18 protein-coding genes are annotated in these 17,646 nt (G+C 46.3%); all 18 read left to right on the top strand.

Features of this window, described 5'->3' with window-relative positions; translation table 11 throughout:
* Positions 1-221 precede the first annotated feature (221 nt).
* Genes mraZ through ftsZ form a run of 18 tightly spaced genes read left to right on the top strand, consistent with a single transcriptional unit; the run spans position 222 to position 17,625 of the window.
* A complete protein-coding gene (mraZ, locus tag QUE24_RS04690) occupies positions 222-674 on the top strand; it encodes a division/cell wall cluster transcriptional repressor MraZ (protein WP_286305486.1) in 453 nt (150 codons plus the stop codon).
* Positions 675-683: 9 nt separating this feature from the next.
* Positions 684-1,622: a 16S rRNA (cytosine(1402)-N(4))-methyltransferase RsmH gene (gene rsmH, locus QUE24_RS04685; RefSeq protein ID WP_286305485.1), complete on the top strand. Its 939-nt coding sequence runs from the start codon at positions 684-686 to the stop codon at positions 1,620-1,622.
* Entirely contained in the window at positions 1,619-1,912 is a 294-nt protein-coding gene (gene ftsL / locus QUE24_RS04680; protein ID WP_286305484.1) for a cell division protein FtsL, read from the top strand. The genes rsmH and ftsL overlap by 4 nt, the downstream gene beginning before the upstream one ends.
* The gene (locus QUE24_RS04675) at positions 1,909-3,612 is read left to right on the top strand and encodes a peptidoglycan D,D-transpeptidase FtsI family protein (protein ID WP_286305483.1); all 1,704 of its coding nucleotides are present in this window, start codon (positions 1,909-1,911) and stop codon (positions 3,610-3,612) included. The genes ftsL and QUE24_RS04675 overlap by 4 nt, the downstream gene beginning before the upstream one ends.
* Positions 3,609-5,153 carry a UDP-N-acetylmuramoyl-L-alanyl-D-glutamate--2,6-diaminopimelate ligase gene (locus QUE24_RS04670; RefSeq protein WP_286305482.1) on the top strand — a complete coding sequence of 515 codons (1,545 nt, stop codon included), beginning with the start codon at positions 3,609-3,611 and terminating at the stop codon, positions 5,151-5,153. Before QUE24_RS04675 ends, QUE24_RS04670 begins: the two co-directional genes overlap by 4 nt.
* Entirely contained in the window at positions 5,153-6,505 is a 1,353-nt protein-coding gene (locus QUE24_RS04665; protein WP_286305481.1) for a UDP-N-acetylmuramoyl-tripeptide--D-alanyl-D-alanine ligase, read from the top strand. The genes QUE24_RS04670 and QUE24_RS04665 overlap by 1 nt, the downstream gene beginning before the upstream one ends.
* Positions 6,505-7,587, top strand: coding sequence for a phospho-N-acetylmuramoyl-pentapeptide-transferase (gene mraY / locus QUE24_RS04660; RefSeq protein WP_286305480.1), 1,083 nt, complete (start codon positions 6,505-6,507; stop codon positions 7,585-7,587). Before QUE24_RS04665 ends, mraY begins: the two co-directional genes overlap by 1 nt.
* Before the next feature lie 8 nt (positions 7,588-7,595).
* Positions 7,596-8,024, top strand: a complete 429-nt coding sequence (locus QUE24_RS15785) for a Mur ligase family protein (RefSeq protein WP_350226604.1) — start codon at positions 7,596-7,598, stop codon at positions 8,022-8,024.
* Positions 8,025-8,041: 17 nt separating this feature from the next.
* Positions 8,042-8,938 carry a UDP-N-acetylmuramoyl-L-alanine--D-glutamate ligase gene (gene murD / locus QUE24_RS04655; RefSeq protein ID WP_350226612.1) on the top strand — a complete coding sequence of 299 codons (897 nt, stop codon included), beginning with the start codon at positions 8,042-8,044 and terminating at the stop codon, positions 8,936-8,938.
* Positions 8,935-10,074, top strand: a complete 1,140-nt coding sequence (gene ftsW / locus QUE24_RS04650) for a putative lipid II flippase FtsW (protein WP_286305479.1) — start codon at positions 8,935-8,937, stop codon at positions 10,072-10,074. Before murD ends, ftsW begins: the two co-directional genes overlap by 4 nt.
* Positions 10,071-11,147, top strand: coding sequence for an undecaprenyldiphospho-muramoylpentapeptide beta-N-acetylglucosaminyltransferase (murG, locus tag QUE24_RS04645; protein WP_286305478.1), 1,077 nt, complete (start codon positions 10,071-10,073; stop codon positions 11,145-11,147). The genes ftsW and murG overlap by 4 nt, the downstream gene beginning before the upstream one ends.
* Positions 11,140-12,564: a UDP-N-acetylmuramate--L-alanine ligase gene (gene murC / locus QUE24_RS04640; RefSeq protein ID WP_286305477.1), complete on the top strand. Its 1,425-nt coding sequence runs from the start codon at positions 11,140-11,142 to the stop codon at positions 12,562-12,564. The genes murG and murC overlap by 8 nt, the downstream gene beginning before the upstream one ends.
* Complete coding sequence (locus QUE24_RS04635; protein ID WP_350226603.1) at positions 12,561-13,253, top strand: FAD-binding protein; 693 nt, start codon at positions 12,561-12,563, stop codon at positions 13,251-13,253. The genes murC and QUE24_RS04635 overlap by 4 nt, the downstream gene beginning before the upstream one ends.
* Positions 13,178-13,450 carry a hypothetical protein gene (locus QUE24_RS15780; protein ID WP_350226611.1) on the top strand — a complete coding sequence of 91 codons (273 nt, stop codon included), beginning with the start codon at positions 13,178-13,180 and terminating at the stop codon, positions 13,448-13,450. Before QUE24_RS04635 ends, QUE24_RS15780 begins: the two co-directional genes overlap by 76 nt.
* Entirely contained in the window at positions 13,447-14,385 is a 939-nt protein-coding gene (locus tag QUE24_RS04630; RefSeq protein ID WP_286305476.1) for a D-alanine--D-alanine ligase, read from the top strand. Before QUE24_RS15780 ends, QUE24_RS04630 begins: the two co-directional genes overlap by 4 nt.
* Entirely contained in the window at positions 14,385-15,170 is a 786-nt protein-coding gene (locus QUE24_RS04625; RefSeq protein WP_286305475.1) for a cell division protein FtsQ/DivIB, read from the top strand. The genes QUE24_RS04630 and QUE24_RS04625 overlap by 1 nt, the downstream gene beginning before the upstream one ends.
* On the top strand, positions 15,170-16,420 hold the full coding sequence (ftsA, locus tag QUE24_RS04620; RefSeq protein ID WP_286306070.1) for a cell division protein FtsA: 1,251 nt from the start codon (positions 15,170-15,172) through the stop codon (positions 16,418-16,420). The genes QUE24_RS04625 and ftsA overlap by 1 nt, the downstream gene beginning before the upstream one ends.
* 50 nt (positions 16,421-16,470) lie before the next feature.
* On the top strand, positions 16,471-17,625 hold the full coding sequence (gene ftsZ, locus QUE24_RS04615) for a cell division protein FtsZ (RefSeq protein ID WP_286305474.1): 1,155 nt from the start codon (positions 16,471-16,473) through the stop codon (positions 17,623-17,625).
* Positions 17,626-17,646 lie beyond the last annotated feature (21 nt).

Genomic DNA, 17,646 nt, shown 5'->3' with positions numbered 1-17,646 from the left:
GAATTTACTTTAACTTCACATGCCAGTTTTTTGATAAGAAAGACCTCCTTGATAAACACCTCCAGTCATTTTCTCCCACTTTTATGAAAAGTCTCTAAGTCATTGTCATAAAAAGAGGATTTTGTTTATTCACAGGCTTGACTTCGGACATTTGCACTCCTATAGTGTCGACAAGTGGGGGAAAGTGGATCTTAGTGGATCGTGTTTTTTGAGGATGACCAGTGTTTCGAGGCGTGGCAACTTTCAATCTTGATGCAAAAGGACGGATGGCTGTTCCAGCCAAGTTCCGCAAGCATCTTGACGTCTGTTGTGAAGGCCGATTAGTCATCACCATCGATCATTCTGATCATTGTTTGCAGTTGTACCCATTACCTGAATGGGAAATTGTTGAAGAAAAACTTTCCGCATTACCCAGTTTGAATCCTCAAGTACGTCGATTAAAAAGAATGCTTCTCGGTTATGCCACTGAATGTGAAATGGATGGCAATGGCCGTATTTTATTACCCGCTAAATTACGTGAGTTTGCAGGCCTTGATAAAAACATGGTGATGATTGGTCAAGGTAACAAGTTTGAGTTGTGGAATGAACAAACTTGGAATGAACTCATGGATGAATGTTTAGAAGAAGATTTTGGCGAGATTTTACCGGCTGAACTAGAAAGCCTGTCGATATAAGGCGGAATTATGACTGAGAACGACTCGGAACATCTGCCAGTCTTGTTAAGCGAGACCATACAGGGCTTGTCAGTGAAGGCAGATGGTAAATATCTTGATGCTACCTTTGGTCGCGGCGGACACAGCCGTGCCATTCTTGCGTTGTTGTCTGACAATGGCCGCTTATTGGGTTTGGATCGTGATCCTCAAGCGATCAAAACAGGTCAGGCTCTGGCTGCAAAAGATCCCCGTTTTTCAATAGAACATGGCAATTTCTCAGAACTCAATACAGCGGTTCATGCTCGTCTCTGGCAAGGCAATGTCGATGGAATCTTGATGGACATTGGTGTGTCATCACCACAGTTAGACGATGCTGATCGTGGGTTCAGCTTTATGAAAGATGGACCACTTGATATGCGAATGAATCCTGAAGCGGGTTTAAGTGCAGCAGAGTGGTTAGCAACAGCTGATATGGATGAAATTGCTGATGTGATAAAAACGCTGGGTGAAGAACGTTATGGCAAACGTATTGCCAGAGCGATTGTGGAAACACGTGATGAACATCCTATTACAACGACTAAACAGTTAGCCGATTTAGTGGATAAAGCCAGTCCATCACGCGACAAGTTCAAGCATCCAGCTACCAGAACATTTCAGGCTATTCGAATTTTTATCAACAATGAGCTGGAAGAACTCACAACGGCTTTAGAGCAGGCTTTGGATGTATTAGCCGTGGGTGGTCGTTTGGCGGTGATTAGTTTTCACTCACTCGAAGATCGCATTGTGAAACGGTTTTTCCGCGATGAAGCCCGTGGTGATGATCTGCCGTCTCATTTCCCCGTCACTGTAGATCAATTAAATCCTCGTCTGAAAGTGATTGGCAAAGCTATCAAAGCATCAGAAGAAGAAATCAAACTCAATCCACGCGCTCGTAGTGCCGTGCTTCGTATAGCGGAGAAGCTGGCATGAATTTAAAAGCACTGTTAGAAACCATCAAGATTGATACGCCATTATTCGTAATGGCTTTTGTCGTTTTGGTTTCTGCTGTGTCTGTGATTTACACAAAACACATGAGCCGAAATGAATTTGTGCAACTGCAACAATTAGAAAAACAACGTGATGCTCTGAACGAAGAGTGGGGACGTTTATTGTTGGAAGAAAGCACTTGGGCAAGCCCAAGTCGTGTAGAGCAAGAAGCGAAACGACGTCTGGATATGACTGTGCCTAAATCTGATATGACAGTGGTGATAAAACCATGAAGCAGCGCGGTCAGAAAGTGCAACAAGTTGGCGCTTGGCGCCTCAACCTGGTTCGCATCATGTTCGTATTGATGGTGGCTGGATTATGCTGGCGTTTGGCTGATATCCAGGTCTTAAATCCTGAGTTTTTGCGTCATCAAGGTGATGCCCGCCATCTTCGTCAAGTGCCTATCGTTGCTCATCGCGGCATGATTGTGGATCGCCATGGTGAACCATTGGCAATAAGTACACCTGTACATTCTGTCTGGTTAAATCCTCAGGATGTATTAGCGAGTGATCCCCGCATACCACAACTGGCACAGTTACTGGGTTTATCCGTCCAAAAAATTAAAAATAAGATTGAAGAGAATCAGTCCCGAGAATTTGTGTATCTGAAACGTCGTATCACACCGGAATTATCAGCAAAAGTAAAAGCGCTGGGCATACAGGGTGTGGCGCTTCAACGTGAATACAAACGTTATTATCCAGCTGGTGAAGTTGCTTCACATATTGTGGGTTTTACCAATATTGATGATATCGGTCAGGAAGGACTTGAGCTGACTTACGATGCAGTGCTGACTGGTCGCCCTGGATTGAAGCGTATGGTGCGTGACAGCCGTGGTAACTACGTTGAAGGTGGTGAGCTGATTCGTCCGGCTAAATCCGGCGAAAATGTGCAGTTGAGCATTGATCTCAGACTGCAATATTTAACTTACCAAGCCTTGAAGAAAACCGTTGCTGAACATCAGGCAAAATCAGGTACTGCTGTCATTCTTGATACGCGTACGGGTGAAGTGCTGGCGATGGCTAATCAGCCCTCATATAACCCAAACAATAGAGCCGGCCTCAAACCAAGTGATCTCAGAAACCGCGCTGTTACTGATTTGTTTGAACCGGGCTCAACGGTCAAGCCATTTACGGTCGTCAGTGGTATTAAATCGGGTGAGTTTGATCAAAGCACCATCATTAATACACACCCTGGCTATTATCGAGTAAGTGGCCACCCCATAAAAGATTTCAGAGACTATGGTGAAATCGACTTGACGACCCTTATCCAGAAATCAAGTAATGTCGGTGCCAGTAAGATTGCGTTGGCTCTTGATCCTGCTGAACTGTGGCATGACTTTGCCAGTTTCGGCTTGGGCGAGGCAACGGGTGCTTATTTTCCAGGTGAGGCGATGGGAACCATGCCGGATCCTCAGTCATGGCGCACATTGGATATCGCCACCATGGGATATGGTTACGGTTTATCGACCAGTGCGATGCAACTTGCCAGAGCCTACACCGTTTTAGCTGATGGTGGCATTCTCAAACCTGTCACCTTCATTAAAACAGATAAAGTGCCAAAAGGACGACGAGAATTCTCAGCAGACATCATGCGTGATGTCGTGCAGATGATGGTGAAGGTCATTGAACCAGGCGGAACCGCCACACGTGCTGCTGTGGCGAATTATCATGTAGCTGGAAAAACCGGAACCGCGAAAAAAGCGATCAGCGGTGGTTATGCTGATGATCGTTATCAATCTGTCTTTGCTGGCATCATCCCCGCATCAGCTCCACGTTTAGCTATGGTCGTGATGATTGATGAGCCACAAGGTGAATATTACGGTGGCGCAGTTGCTGCGCCTGTGTTTGCAGAAGTGATGGCGGGTGCAATGCGCTTGTTGAATATTGCCCCTGACGATTTACCGATGACCCAGATGCAGGTGGCTCACAAATGATGACTTCAATTGTAAAATCTCAGTCGTTGATGGCATTACTCAGTGATCTTGTTGTGGATAAATCCACCTTACAAGAATGTACATTGAGCGATATCAGTATGGACAGCCGACGGGTTGCTGCCGGTGGTCTGTTTCTGGCTTTAGCTAAAAATACGTTGGATAGAGAAAAGCACCTTCGACAAGCATTGGAAAAGGATATTTTTGCTGTCCTGATTGATGAGCAACAACCCTTAACTGAGACTGAGCTTCAAATGCTCACTGAAGCAGTGGTTATGGCTTACTCAGTTGAAAATCTAGCTGAAAAAGCTGGATTTATAGCGGCACGTTTTTACGACCACCCGTCCAAGGGCATGACTGTGATTGCTGTCACCGGGACCAATGGTAAGACCTCAGTCAGTCAATTTATCGCCCAAGCATTGGAGTCAATAAACAAACCATGTGGTGTGATTGGCACCATGGGAGCAGGGCGTTTGTGTGATCTGGAAATGACCGGGATGACAACGCCTGACCCCGTTACCATGCAGAAGCTGTTGGCGAAGTTTAAGCGTGAAGGCTGTGAATACGTGGCATTGGAGGCTTCATCCCACGCCCTAGCCCAAGGCCGATTAAATAGTGTTGATATCAATGTGGCCGTGCTGACCAACCTCAGCCGGGATCACCTTGATTATCACAAAACCATGGCCAACTACGCTGCAGCAAAAAAACGCTTGTTTGATATGGAGAGTGTGGAATACGCCGTGATTAATGCAGATGATGCCTTTGGTACAGATGTCATCTCGAAACTGAAATCTGGTGTGAACTTACTGACATACGGCGGTGCACAAAATCAGGTGAATATTCGTGCAGAGCAGATCGCATACAAAGCAGATGGTGTGTCCTTTGAAGCGCAGGTTAATGCAAATAAACTGCCTGTAAGCTTGCCAGTACTGGGTGAGTTCAATGTTGACAATATACTGGCTGCGATAGGTGTGCTTACAGCACTGGGACTAGACCAACAACAATGCGCTGAAGCTATTAATCAATGTCAGGCAGTAAGTGGGCGCATGCAAACATATACTCAGCCGGGTCAATCCACAGTGGTCATCGACTATGCTCACACACCTGACGCATTACATCAGGCACTGAAGACCTTGCAAGTTCACTTACCCAAAACGGGGCAGCTCTGGTGTGTATTTGGATGTGGCGGGGATAGAGACCGTGGTAAGCGCCCACTTATGGGTAAAGTCGCAGAAAGAGAAGCTAATCAGGTCATTATTACGGATGATAATCCTCGCACCGAAGACCATCTGCTGATTATTGAAGATATCCTGGCGGGGTGTGATGAACCGCAGAAAATTCGCGTTGAACTCGATCGTAAGCTAGCTATTAGCTATGCCATCAATCATGCCAAGCAAGAAGATATTGTGCTGATTGCAGGTAAGGGGCATGAGTCCTATCAGGAAATCAATCATGTTCGCTATCCGTTTAGTGATGCGGCTGTGGTTAAAGCCGTGTTCGACTCATACTCAACGGGCATAAAAAACGTGGTGGGAGGTCATTGATGGGGCTTCAGCTAACGCTTACACAGATTGCTGAGATTGTCTCAGCCCAGAATGACGTTGCTGATGTTGTGGTAACAGGTGCTGTCATTGATTCACGTAAAGTGACACCAGGTGATTTATTCATTGCCTTTAAAGGGGAACATGTCGATGGTCATACCTACTTAGCAAAAGCCAGAGAAAATGGTGCTGTCGCGGCATTAGTTAGTGAATATCAAGATGATGAATTACCACAGATCAAGGTAGATGATGTTCGAATAGCTTTTGGACAAATTGCAAAAGCCTGGTTAGCAGAATGCCATGCAAAAGTTATCGCCATCACTGGCAGTAATGGTAAAACCAGCCTAAAAGAAATGGTCAAAGCTATTTTGTCTGAAGTGGGCACAGTCACTGCAACACAAGGCAATTTAAATAACGATCTGGGCGTGCCTTTAACCATTTGTCGTATTGACAAATCGGATGACTATGCGGTGATTGAGATGGGCACAAACCATCCGGGCGAAATTGCTTATCTGATGAGTATCGTATCACCCGATGTTTCAGTGATTAATAATATTGCGTCTGCCCATATCGAAGGTTTAGGTAGCGAAGAGAGTATAGCTAAAGAAAAAGGCAGTATTTATCAAGGATTGAAAAAGAACGGCATTGCAGTGGTAAATGCCGATATGCCATACGAATCGATATGGCAACCCTTGATTGCGGGTAGAAAAACTATCCGTTTTGGATTGCAAACAAAAGTGGATATCTTCGCCGACTATATCCAGCCAGAGCCTGCGGCAAGTCATTTCCTTGTTCATATTGATGGTATTAACCACCATATGACTATACCTTTGCCCGGCTTACATAATGTGAACAACGCGTTGGCGGCCATAGCCATATGTGTGGCGCTGAATATTCCTGTTGATGCAATGGTTCGCGGGCTGAACACACTACAAGCCGTACCTCACCGCTTACAAATGCGTAAAGGTTTGTCAGGGAGTCGCTTGATTGACGATACCTACAACGCTAATCCCGGCTCCTACCTGCGGGCATTGGAAACCTTGTCTGGTTTTGATGAACCTCGTTGGTTGGTTCTGGGAGATTTTGGTGAGTTAGGTGGTGAGTGTGATGCCATTCATCAGAGCATGGGCTTACAAGCAAAAGCCGCAGGCGTGACATCGCTATTTACGGTGGGAGAGAAGAGCCAGCTCGCAGCTGCTGAGTTTGGTGATAACGCCATTCATTTTGAGGACATACAAACATTGCAACAGCTTTTGCAAAACACCTTAACAGCAGATGTGACCTGTTTGATTAAAGGATCACGTTTTATGCAATTGGATAAATTAGCCGATGCGCTAGCCTCGGAGGCACAGTAATGCTGCTGTTATTGAGTGATTATATGAGCCAATACTACAGTGGCTTTAACGTGTTTCAGTACCTGACACTGAGAGCCATTCTTGGGGTCATGACGGCCTTGGGTATTGCATTGATTATCGGACCGACCATGATCCGTCATTTGAGTTTTAGACAGATTGGTCAGGTTGTCAGACAAGATGGTCCAGAATCTCATTTCAGCAAGAAAGGCACACCCACCATGGGTGGCGCTCTGATATTGGTGGCAATTGCTGTCAGCACACTACTTTGGGCTGACCTGACCAACCGTTATGTCTGGGTAGTTTTGATTATTACATTAGCTTTTGGGCTGATTGGATTTGTAGATGACTACATCAAATTAGTTCGTCAAGACCCTCGTGGTTTGCTGAGCCGATATAAATATTTTTGGCAATCTGTCTTTGGTGCCGGAGCAGCTATCTTTTTATTTATGACGGTCACTGTGCCGGCTGAAACGCAATTGATCGTGCCGTTTTTTAAAGAGATTGTGATTCCTTTGGGTGGTTGGTACATGCTGCTGACTTATTTGGTGATTGTGGGTAGCAGCAATGCAGTGAATTTGACCGATGGCCTGGACGGCCTAGCCATTATGCCTACGGTGATGGTCGCGGCTGCATTAGGCTTATTCAGTTATGTCGCTGGACACTTTGAGTTTGCAAGCTATTTACAAATTCCCTTTATTCCAAGTGCCGGCGAACTCGTTGTTTTCTGTGCGGCTATGGTGGGAGCTGGACTCGGTTTTCTTTGGTTCAATACCTATCCCGCACAAGTCTTTATGGGGGATGTGGGTGCCCTGGCACTGGGTGCCGCACTGGGTACAGTAGCCGTATTAGTCAGACAAGAGTTGGTTTTACTGATCATGGGAGGCGTGTTTGTGATTGAAACACTGTCGGTCATGATTCAAGTGGGCTCATACAAGCTGCGCGGTAAACGTGTATTTCTTATGGCACCGATTCACCATCATTATGAGCTCAAAGGCTGGCCAGAACCACGGATCATCGTCCGGTTCTGGATTGTGACAGTCTTTCTGGTATTGATTGGTCTAGCAACGTTGAAAATACGATGACATACGGCATGAATAGTCTTTCACATAAAAATTGCCTAATCATCGGTCTGGGTCAGACCGGGTTATCGTGTGCTCGCTTTTTAGCCAATAGAGCGCTAGGTATTGCCATCATGGATACCCGTGAGAATCCACCTTCTGTTCAGGATGTGAAAAATGCGTATCCACAAGTATTAATTAAAACCGGCGGGCTGGATCAGGACTGGATCTTAAAAGCTGATCTGATTGTTTTGAGTCCTGGAGTCGATCCGCGTCTTCCTGAATTTGAAATTGCACGCCAGGCAGGCATTGAGATTGTGGGTGATATTGAGTTGTTTGCTCGCTATGCTGATGCGCCTATTGTGGCGATTACAGGTTCAAATGGTAAAAGCACGGTCACCACGCTTTTGGCCCTGATGGCACAAGTGTCAGGGAAAACAGTCAGAGCAGGGGGAATTTAGGAACACCCGCTTTAGATCTGTTAGAAGAGTCCGCTCCCGATTTCTATATTCTTGAACTATCCAGTTTCCAGCTAGAAACTGTGCGTTCATTGAATGCTTTTGCTGCTGTTGTGCTGAATGTCAGTCCGGATCACATGGACAGATATGACTCCGTAGAGGCTTATCAACGCGCTAAGCAAACCATCTTTAACGGTGATGGTGTCATGGTGATTAATCGGGATGACCCGATTGTGAACAGCATGAGCCAGCCTGGCCGAAACATTATCGGTTTTAGTCTTCATGAGTCACAAGGCGTCGACTTCGGTTTATTAGAAACAGAAGGACAAACATGGCTAGCTGAGGGCGAATATCCCTTATTACCCATCGATCAGATGAAAATCGTTGGTATGCATAATATTGCCAATGCGCTGGCAGCGCTGGCACTGGGCTCAGCGATGGCATTACCCATGTCATCCATGTTGTCAGCCATTCGAGAATATAAAGGCCTACCACATCGTTGTCGTCTCGTCAGACAGCTGAATGGTGTGCGTTGGTTTAATGATTCTAAAGCAACCAATGTGGGTGCATCAGTTGCCGCCATTAACGGGTTGGCAGGTAATGGCAGAATTATTCTCATTGCTGGTGGCGTCGGAAAAGAACAGGATTTTTCGGAACTGACACCATCACTCAAAGCCTCAGTGAAGGCAGTTATTCTGCTGGGATTAGATGCCGATAAAATCGCCCAAGTCATTCCGACTGGTGTTGATCAGCTTCAAGCAAAAGATATGGCTGATGCTGTTAAAATTGCACAGCAAATCGCGTTGGAAGGCGACAATGTTTTATTGTCTCCTGCCTGTGCCAGTTTCGATATGTTCAGTAGCTATGTTGAACGTGGAAATTGTTTCGAACAAGCCGTTAGGGAGATTGCAGCATGAGTGAGTCTTCACTGCAATTTGATAAAAGCTTGTTGTTTTCTACCGGCGCATTGCTGTTTATCGGTCTTGTGATGGTGTGTTCTGCGTCGATTACTGTTGCAGATAGTCGTCTTGAGCAACCTTTATACTTTTTCATACGCCAGTTTGCCTTTGCTGCAGTGGGTATAGCCATTGCCTGGGGATTCATTTCTGTCAGATTAGCCGTTTGGCAGCGCATTGCCCCACAACTGCTAATGGCTGGTGTGGCGATGTTAATTATGGTGCTTATTCCAGGCGTTGGACGTGAAGTCAATGGCAGCTCACGCTGGTTACCTCTTGGCCCTGTCAATTTACAAGTAGCAGAGCTGATTAAGCTGTTTGCCATTATCTACATTGCTGATTACTTGCAACGTCACCATGGACAGCTGCACGTCTCATTTTTAAAAGTCTTAGCGCCACTGACCCTGTTAGGTGTAGCCGCCTTATTGTTGTTATTACAACCTGATATGGGATCGATGGTGGTGATCATGTCAACCGTGCTTGCCATGCTGTTTTTAGGTGGTGCCAGATTAGATGTGTTTGCGACATTGATTGGTGTGATGGGGCTGCTATTTGCGATGCTGGTCTGGATTGCACCATACCGTCTGGAACGTTTACAGAGTTTTATGGACCCTTGGGCTGACCCATTTGGTAGTGGTTTTCAGTTAACACAGGCACTCATTGCCTTTGGTCGTGGCGATTGGTTCGGTGTGGGCCTTGGTAGCAGTATGCAGAAGTTATTTTATTTACCAGAAGCGCATACCGACTTTCTGTATTCGATTATTGCAGAAGAACTGGGACTGATTGGTGCACTGACTGTCATTGTGTTGTTCTTCGTGTTTATCTGGAGAGCCCTAGCGATCGGACGAGCTGCAGAGCAGGCTGGACAAGTATTTGGTGCACAGATCGCTTATGGCATCGGCATTTGGTTGGGGTTACAGGCTTGCGTCAATATTGGTGTGAACATGGGGGCGCTTCCGACAAAAGGTCTGACTTTGCCATTAATGAGTTATGGCGGCAGTAGTTTGGTGATTGTGTGTGCGGCGATTGCACTGTTATTCCGTGTCGATATGGAAACACGAATACCTGAAAAAGCCTCAGCGAGGATCAGACGATGAAAAGAGTCATGATTATGGCGGGTGGTACCGGTGGACATGTCTTCCCTGCGCTTGCGGTGGCAGAAGAGTTACGTCTGAGAGATGTTGAAGTATCGTGGATTGGTACCGCTCATGGTATTGAAGCGAAATTAGTGCCTGCAGCTGGCTATCTATTATCAGAAATTAAAGTCAAAGGCTTACGTGGGAATGGTGTGCTTGGTTGGTTAATGGCGCCATTTAAAGTCGTCAAAGCGATACTGGAAGCGGGCTCACTCATTCGTCAATTAAAACCTGATGTAGTGATGGGGCTGGGTGGTTTTGCCTCTGGTCCTGGTGGATTTGCAGCATGGTTGATGGGAAAACCATTAATTATTCATGAGCAAAATGCGATTCCAGGTCTGACGAACCGTTTATTAGCAAAATTAGCAGACAAAGTGCTAACCGGTTTCCCTGACAGTTTTGATAAAAAAATCGATGCAGAGTGGGTTGGTAATCCGGTGAGGAAAACGATTGAAGATTTACCAATGCCACACCTTCGTCAGACAGAAAAATCAGGTCGATTAAATCTATTGGTCCTGGGCGGAAGCCTGGGCGCCCGGTCATTGAATACTTACGTGCCGCAAGCCTTAGCCAAGATATCCGCTGACCATCGTCCTGAAGTCATCCATCAGTGTGGTAGCAAGCATAGTGATGATTGCCGCCAATCATATAAAGACGCTGGTGTTGAGGCTGATGTTAAAGAGTTTATTGAGGATATGGCAGCGGCATATGCATGGGCTGATTTAGTGATATGCCGAGCTGGCGCACTGACTGTGGCAGAAGTCGCTGCGGCCGGTATTGCATCAATTTTAGTGCCTTATCCATATGCCGTGGATGATCATCAGACCCACAATGCCGCTGTCTTGGTGGATGCGAATGCAGCAATTTTAATGGCAGATCAACATTTAGATGCTGATGTGATAACGAATACGGTTCGTAGATTAGATGGTGATAGAGAAGGGTTATTAAACATGGCAAATGCGGCAAAACAAGTCGCAAAAATGGGCACAGCAGCGCATATCGCTGATATTTGTATGGAGGCTGCCAATGGATAGACTGACCTCAGCCATGCAGAGCCGCGTTAAGCATATCCACTTCATCGGTATTGGTGGCGTGGGTATGGGCGGTATCGCAGAAGTATTATTGAACTTGGGTTATCAAGTTAGTGGTAGTGATTTAGCTGAGAACAGCTTGATCAAGCATCTTCGTAGTCTGGGTGCGACCATTATGATTGGCCATGATGCATCGTATCTTGACGATGCTGATGTGGTGGTCGTTACTACTGCTGTCAGCGAAGATAATGTTGAATTAGTGGCAGCCAGAGAGCAATTGATTCCTGTTGTACCCAGAGCGGAAATGTTGGCCGAGCTGATGCGATTTAGTTATGGCATTGCTGTAGCAGGAACGCATGGTAAAACCACAACAACCAGCTTGATAGCCGCCTTATTAAGCGAAGGCGAGCTGGATCCTACCTTTGTGATTGGTGGACGTTTAAATAGTGCCGGCACGAACGCGCGTTTGGGTACAGGGCGTTATCTGGTCGCTGAAGCTGATGAAAGTGACGCATCATTCTTATACCTGCAGCCAATGATTGCGGTGGTGACGAATATTGATGAAGATCATATGGCGACATATGACGGTGATTTTGGCAAATTGAAGGCCACCTTCATTGAGTTTCTTCATCACTTACCATTCTATGGACTGGCAGTGTTATGTCTTGATGATCCGGTTATCCAATCGTTATTGGCTGATGTAACCAGACCGTTTATCACTTACGGACAAAACCCTGATGCTGATTATCAGTTAATGGAACTCACGCAACATCAGGGGCAAAGCTTTTTCACCGTGGTAGAGAAACGCTCAGGACAGAGCTTCCCTGTCACATTGAATATGCCTGGCTTACACAATGCCTTGAATGCGACTGCTGCCATGGCTGTAGCACGTAACCTTGATGTCAGTGTCACTGATTGCCAAAGAGCCTTACTGAAGTTTGATGGTGTAGGGCGACGCTTTAATCTACTGGGTCAGGTTAAAGCGGGTACAGGTCAGGCCATGCTGATTGATGATTATGGGCATCATCCAACTGAAATCGCAGCGACGCTTGCCGCCACACGCGGTGGTTGGCCAAATAACCGTTTAGTATTGGTATTCCAACCTCATCGCTACACACGCACACGTGACTTGTTTGAAGATTTTGCGCATGTCTTATCCAGTGTTGATGTGCTAGTTGTGTTAGAGGTCTATCCAGCCGGTGAAGCAAAAATTGCCGGGGCAGACGCACGTAGTTTATGTCGGGCTATCCGCTTGCGTGGTCAGGTTGAGCCTGTATTTGCAGAAGACAAGCAGGAACTCTACGCATTATTACCGGGCTTACTACAAGACGGCGATGTGTTGTTGACATTAGGTGCTGGTGATATCGGCCGGATGGCACAGGCTTTACCTGAGATCTTAAACGATGGGGGTGCTGAATGATGGCATTACCTCGGACTTTAAAAGGTGAACTAAAAACAAATGAGCCACTCTTTCGTTATAACTCATGGCGTGTAGGAGGGCCGGCAAAACAGCTTTACCGTCCTACCGACAGAAATGATCTCGCCCTGTTTTTACAACAACTACCTGCAGAAGAACCTGTGCTATGGGTCGGTCTGGGTAGTAACTTATTAATTCGTGATGGTGGTTTTGCCGGCACTGTGATTGTCACTGCCGGCGCATTACAAACCATCGATGTCACTGATAATGAGATTACGGCAGAAGTCGGACTCTATTGCAGCAAGTTAGCGAAACAAGCGGCGAAGGCTGGCTTAAAAGGTGCTGCTTTCTGGGCAGGGATACCGGGTACTTTAGGTGGCGCCTTAGCCATGAATGCTGGTGCTCATGGTATTGAGACATGGGACTCCGTCGTAGAAGTCACAACGATTGATAAACAAGGTGAGTTACATCTCTACAATGCTGATCAGTTTGAGGTCAGCTACCGTCATGTGAACTTGCCAGAAAATCAGTGGTTCGTAGCAGCAAAAATGCGATTTGAACAAGGTGATAAAGAGACTGAGCTGGAGCTTATCCGCGACCTACTGAAAAAAGAAATATCAGTCAACCCACCAATCAACCTTGTGCTGGTTCAGTTTTTCGAAACCCACCAGGCGACTTTTCTGGTCGTTTGATTGAAGTCAGTGGTCTGAAAGGACTCACAGTGGGCGGTGCCAGTGTGTCAGATAAACATGCAAACTTTATCGTTAATAATGGTGATGCCACAGCAAAAGACATCGAGACACTCATCTTTGAAGTACAGCAACGGGTTGAGCAAGAGCACGGCGTTAAGCTGATTCCAGAAGTGCATATAATCGGAGAGCCATCATGATAAAACACACTGTGTCTGCTGCTGAATTTGGTCGTGTTGCTGTACTGATGGGCGGCCGATCTGCTGAACGTGAGATTTCACTCATTAGTGGCAATGCGGTATTAGCTGGCTTACAACGTAGTGGTATCGATGCGTATGGCATCGATGTCAGCTTCGATATCTGTCAAAAAATGAACAGTGGTGAATTTGATCGTGCGTTTATCGTCCTCCATGGACGTGGCGGTGAAGATGGTGAAATTCAAGGTTTTTTACAGGCCATCAATCTGCCTTACACCGGAAGTGCAATTAGTGCTTCTGTACTGTCTATGAACAAACGATTGAGCAAATTAGCGTGGATTCAACAGGGTTTACCAACTGCCCTGTTTGTTCCTGTGTCTGCACAAACCAATACCGATGAATTAGTTGCTGATTTAGGGCTACCTCTCATCATTAAGCCTGTTAACGAAGGTTCCAGCATTGGAATGTCCAAGGTCAATGACCACAGTGACTTACAAAAGGCCATTGATTTGGCATTGAAATATGACACCGATGTTATCGCTGAGCAGTGGATACACGGGGAGGAATATACCGTTGCCATTTTAGACGGTGAAGCTTTACCTGCCATCCGGTTAAAAACGCCACATGAATTTTATGATTTTGACGCCAAGTATCACGCCAATGACACTGAATATTTATGTCCCTGCGGTTTGGAAGCCGATGTTGAAAAAGGTATGCAAGACATCGCGTTAAAAGCCTTTAATGCCCTAGGCATGCAAGGATGGGGGCGTATCGACTTTATGCGTGACAAGCAAGGCAATCTGTTTTTACTTGAAGCAAACAGTGTTCCCGGTATGACCGATCACAGTCTAGTCCCCATGGCTGCGAAGCAAGCTGGAATGTCATTCGATGATTTAGTCTGCCGCATTTTAGAAACAAGCTTCAGAGGTGAGGGCTGATGGCTAAACAGCGGAGAGGCGCCATATTACAAGAGCCAGCTAAGGTAAAACAGCCCAGGTCGCCACTGGCATGGAAAAAATTGTTCAAACATGCCGCCACGTTGGCTTTGGTCGTCGTCTTAGTGGCAGGGGGAATGTATCTGCGTGAAGCCGATACTTTGCCTGTGAAGCACGTGACGGTAGATGGCACTTTACGCCATACCGACAGAAATGAATTAGTCAAAGCGGTGATGCCTTTTGTCAGAGGCAGTTTTTTAGATGTAGATGTAGCCAGTATTCAAAAAGCAGGTGAGACCTTGCCTTGGGTCGAGCAAATACAAGTGAGACGAATCTGGCCAGACACCTTGCATTTGATGGTTGCTGAGCATGAAGCGGTTGCTCGCTGGAATGATGATGGCTTGGTCAACCGTCACGGCAAAGTGTTTAAGCCCAGCAAAGATACAATGCCTGATGGTTTGATTCAGTTGCATGGCCCAGATGGCACTAGTGAAATGCTGTCGCGACGACTGGTCGATGTTCAGCAAAAAGTGAATGTGTTGGGCTTACGAGTCATCAGTATGAGCATGGATAAACGTCGTGCCTGGCAAGTAGATTTTAAAGAAGGATTACATCTTAAATTGGGCCGTACAGATGATGAAGACAGGTTGACCCGCTTTGTTAACGTCTATTCGGGTGGGCTAGGAACATTTAAAGACCTGATTAAAGAAATTGATATGCGTTACACCAATGGGCTGGCAGTGGTATGGAAATCCGGCCAGCAACCTGATTTTAATGGAACAGTATGATGTCGAAACGAACTGAAAGAGAACTTATCGTTGGATTGGATATCGGAACATCAAAGGTTGTCGCAATTGTCGCGGCACCTGTTGTTGATGCCGGCCCCAATGATAATGCGCTCGAAATTATTGGCATTGGTTCTCACCCTGCCAGAGGCATGAAAAAAGGGGTTGTTGTCAATATCGAATCGACAGTGCAGTCGATTCAGCGTGCGATTGAAGAAGCTGAATTGATGGCCGGTTGCCAGATTTATTCAGTCTATGCAGGTATTGCCGGAAGTCACATTCGAAGCCTGAATTCTCATGGCACGGTGGCTATTCGCGATAAGGAAGTGACTCAGGGTGATATTGATCGGGTGATGGATGCAGCACGAGCTGTGCATTTCCCCGGAGACCAACAATTACTGCATGTATTGCCACAGGAATACATTATCGATAACCAGGAAGGCATACGTGAACCAATTGGGATGTCAGGCGTACGTTTGGAAGCAAAAGTTCACCTGATTACGGGAGCTGTCAGTGCGGCTCAGAACATCACAAAATGTATTGAACGTTGTGGTTTAACAGTTGATGGCATTGTGCTTGAGCAAATGGCATCCAGTTACTCTGTCTTAGATCAGGACGAAAAAGAACTGGGTGTTTGTATCGTTGATATCGGCGGTGGAACCACGGACATAGCTGTGTTCGTTGATGGCGCTATTCGCCACACAGCGGTCATTCCGATTGCTGGTGATCAGGTCACCAATGATATCGCCGTGGCATTACGCACACCCACGCAATATGCCGAAGAAATCAAAATTAAATACGCCTGTGCATTGACACAACTGGCTCGTGAAGATGAAACCATTGAGGTACCGAGTGTGGGGGACAGGCCGCCACGTCAGCTTGCTAGACAAACTCTAGCTGAAGTGGTTGAGCCGAGATATGAAGAATTATTGATGTTAGTTCAGGCTGAACTACGTCGTAGTGGGTTTGAGGAATTACTGGCTGCGGGCATTGTGCTGACAGGCGGTAGTTCGAAAATGGAAGGCGCTATTGAGCTTGCTGAAGAGGTCTTCCACCTTCCTGTGCGTTTGGGAGTGCCACAGCATGTCGGGGGACTTGTTGATGTGGTGCGTAACCCAATTCATGCAACAGGTGTTGGGTTGCTGTTATTTGGCAATCAGGAGCATGCCCCAGGGCATGGTGAAATTAAAGTAAGTGAAGGCTTAAAAGGCATGCTGGCAAGAATGAAAAGCTGGTTCCAAGGGAATTTTTAAGCTGAGTAATTGAGCATGTTTGTTTTACACAATTTTTTGGGGGAGAAGTTATGACTTTTGAATTAATTGATACATACAGTGAAAATGCTGTCATTAAAGTGATTGGTGTTGGTGGCGGTGGCGGTAATGCGCTTGAGCATATGGTCGTCAACCAAATTGAAGGGGTGGATTTCATCAGTGCAAACACGGATGCTCAAGCATTACGTAAAAGCTCAGCAACCACACAACTGCAACTGGGTGGTGACATTACTAAAGGCTTGGGTGCAGGTGCCAATCCTGATGTGGGTCGTCAAGCAGCGTTAGAAGACAGAGAACGCATCATGGAAGTTATCGATGGTGCAGATATGGTCTTTATCACAGCCGGTATGGGTGGTGGTACTGGCACAGGTGCCGCACCGGTCGTTGCTCAAGTGGCCAAAGAAATGGGTATTCTGACGGTAGCTGTCGTTACCAAACCTTTCCCATTCGAAGGTGGCAAGCGTATGAAAATTGCGCAAGCGGGTATCGAAGAGTTAGGACAGCATGTTGACTCACTGATCACGATTCCTAACGAAAAATTATTGAAAGTATTAGGTAAGGATATGACCTTACTGAACGCGTTCAAATCAGCGAATGATGTCTTATTAGGAGCTGTGCAGGGTATTGCTGAATTAATCACACGTGAAGGTATGATTAACGTTGACTTTGCTGACGTTCGTACTGTGATGTCTGAAATGGGTATGGCAATGATGGGCACGGGGCATGCTAAAGGTGAGCATCGTGCACGTGAAGCGGCGAAATTAGCGGTCTCAAGCCCATTATTAGAAGATGTCGATTTGGCTGGTGCCCGTGGCGTATTGGTCAATATTACTGCTGGTCTGGATATGAGTATTGGTGAGTTCGAAGAAGTGGGTAACACCATTAAAGAATTTGCTTCAGATGACGCTACAGTAGTTGTTGGAACCGTGATTGACCCAGACATGACTGACGAGTTGAGAGTGACCGTTGTGGCGACGGGTTTAGGCGCACCCAGAGTCGCTGTAGCGAAAGCGCCGGAAGAAGCTGCACCACAAATTGAAATTGTGAAAAAGCCAGTTGAAATCGATTACGATGAACCAACAGTCATACGCAATGGTAAAGATAGTCAGCAGAAACAAGTCGCCAACGGAGATGTCAATATGGATTATTTGGATATTCCAGCATTTCTACGTCGTCAGGCGGATTAATTTAGTATAGCTGCTTATATT

The organism is Methylophaga marina (genome assembly GCF_030296755.1).
Lineage (GTDB): Bacteria > Pseudomonadota > Gammaproteobacteria > Nitrosococcales > Methylophagaceae > Methylophaga > Methylophaga marina.
This window is presented reverse-complemented; position numbering and strand designations above follow the sequence as displayed.

Bases quoted from the DNA above. Each gene is read 5' to 3' on its own strand.
- rsmH (WP_286305485.1), top strand. From the start codon at position 684: ATGACTGAGAACGACTCGGAACATCTGCCAGTCTTGTTAAGCGAGACC.
- ftsL (WP_286305484.1), top strand. From the start codon at position 1,619: ATGAATTTAAAAGCACTGTTAGAAACCATCAAGATTGATACGCCATTA.
- QUE24_RS04675 (WP_286305483.1), top strand. From the start codon at position 1,909: ATGAAGCAGCGCGGTCAGAAAGTGCAACAAGTTGGCGCTTGGCGCCTC.
- QUE24_RS04670 (WP_286305482.1), top strand. From the start codon at position 3,609: ATGATGACTTCAATTGTAAAATCTCAGTCGTTGATGGCATTACTCAGT.
- QUE24_RS04665 (WP_286305481.1), top strand. From the start codon at position 5,153: ATGGGGCTTCAGCTAACGCTTACACAGATTGCTGAGATTGTCTCAGCC.
- mraY (WP_286305480.1), top strand. From the start codon at position 6,505: ATGCTGCTGTTATTGAGTGATTATATGAGCCAATACTACAGTGGCTTT.
- QUE24_RS15785 (WP_350226604.1), top strand. From the start codon at position 7,596: ATGAATAGTCTTTCACATAAAAATTGCCTAATCATCGGTCTGGGTCAG.
- ftsW (WP_286305479.1), top strand. From the start codon at position 8,935: ATGAGTGAGTCTTCACTGCAATTTGATAAAAGCTTGTTGTTTTCTACC.
- murG (WP_286305478.1), top strand. From the start codon at position 10,071: ATGAAAAGAGTCATGATTATGGCGGGTGGTACCGGTGGACATGTCTTC.
- murC (WP_286305477.1), top strand. From the start codon at position 11,140: ATGGATAGACTGACCTCAGCCATGCAGAGCCGCGTTAAGCATATCCAC.
- QUE24_RS04635 (WP_350226603.1), top strand. From the start codon at position 12,561: ATGATGGCATTACCTCGGACTTTAAAAGGTGAACTAAAAACAAATGAG.
- QUE24_RS04630 (WP_286305476.1), top strand. From the start codon at position 13,447: ATGATAAAACACACTGTGTCTGCTGCTGAATTTGGTCGTGTTGCTGTA.
- QUE24_RS04625 (WP_286305475.1), top strand. From the start codon at position 14,385: ATGGCTAAACAGCGGAGAGGCGCCATATTACAAGAGCCAGCTAAGGTA.
- ftsA (WP_286306070.1), top strand. From the start codon at position 15,170: ATGTCGAAACGAACTGAAAGAGAACTTATCGTTGGATTGGATATCGGA.
- ftsZ (WP_286305474.1), top strand. From the start codon at position 16,471: ATGACTTTTGAATTAATTGATACATACAGTGAAAATGCTGTCATTAAA.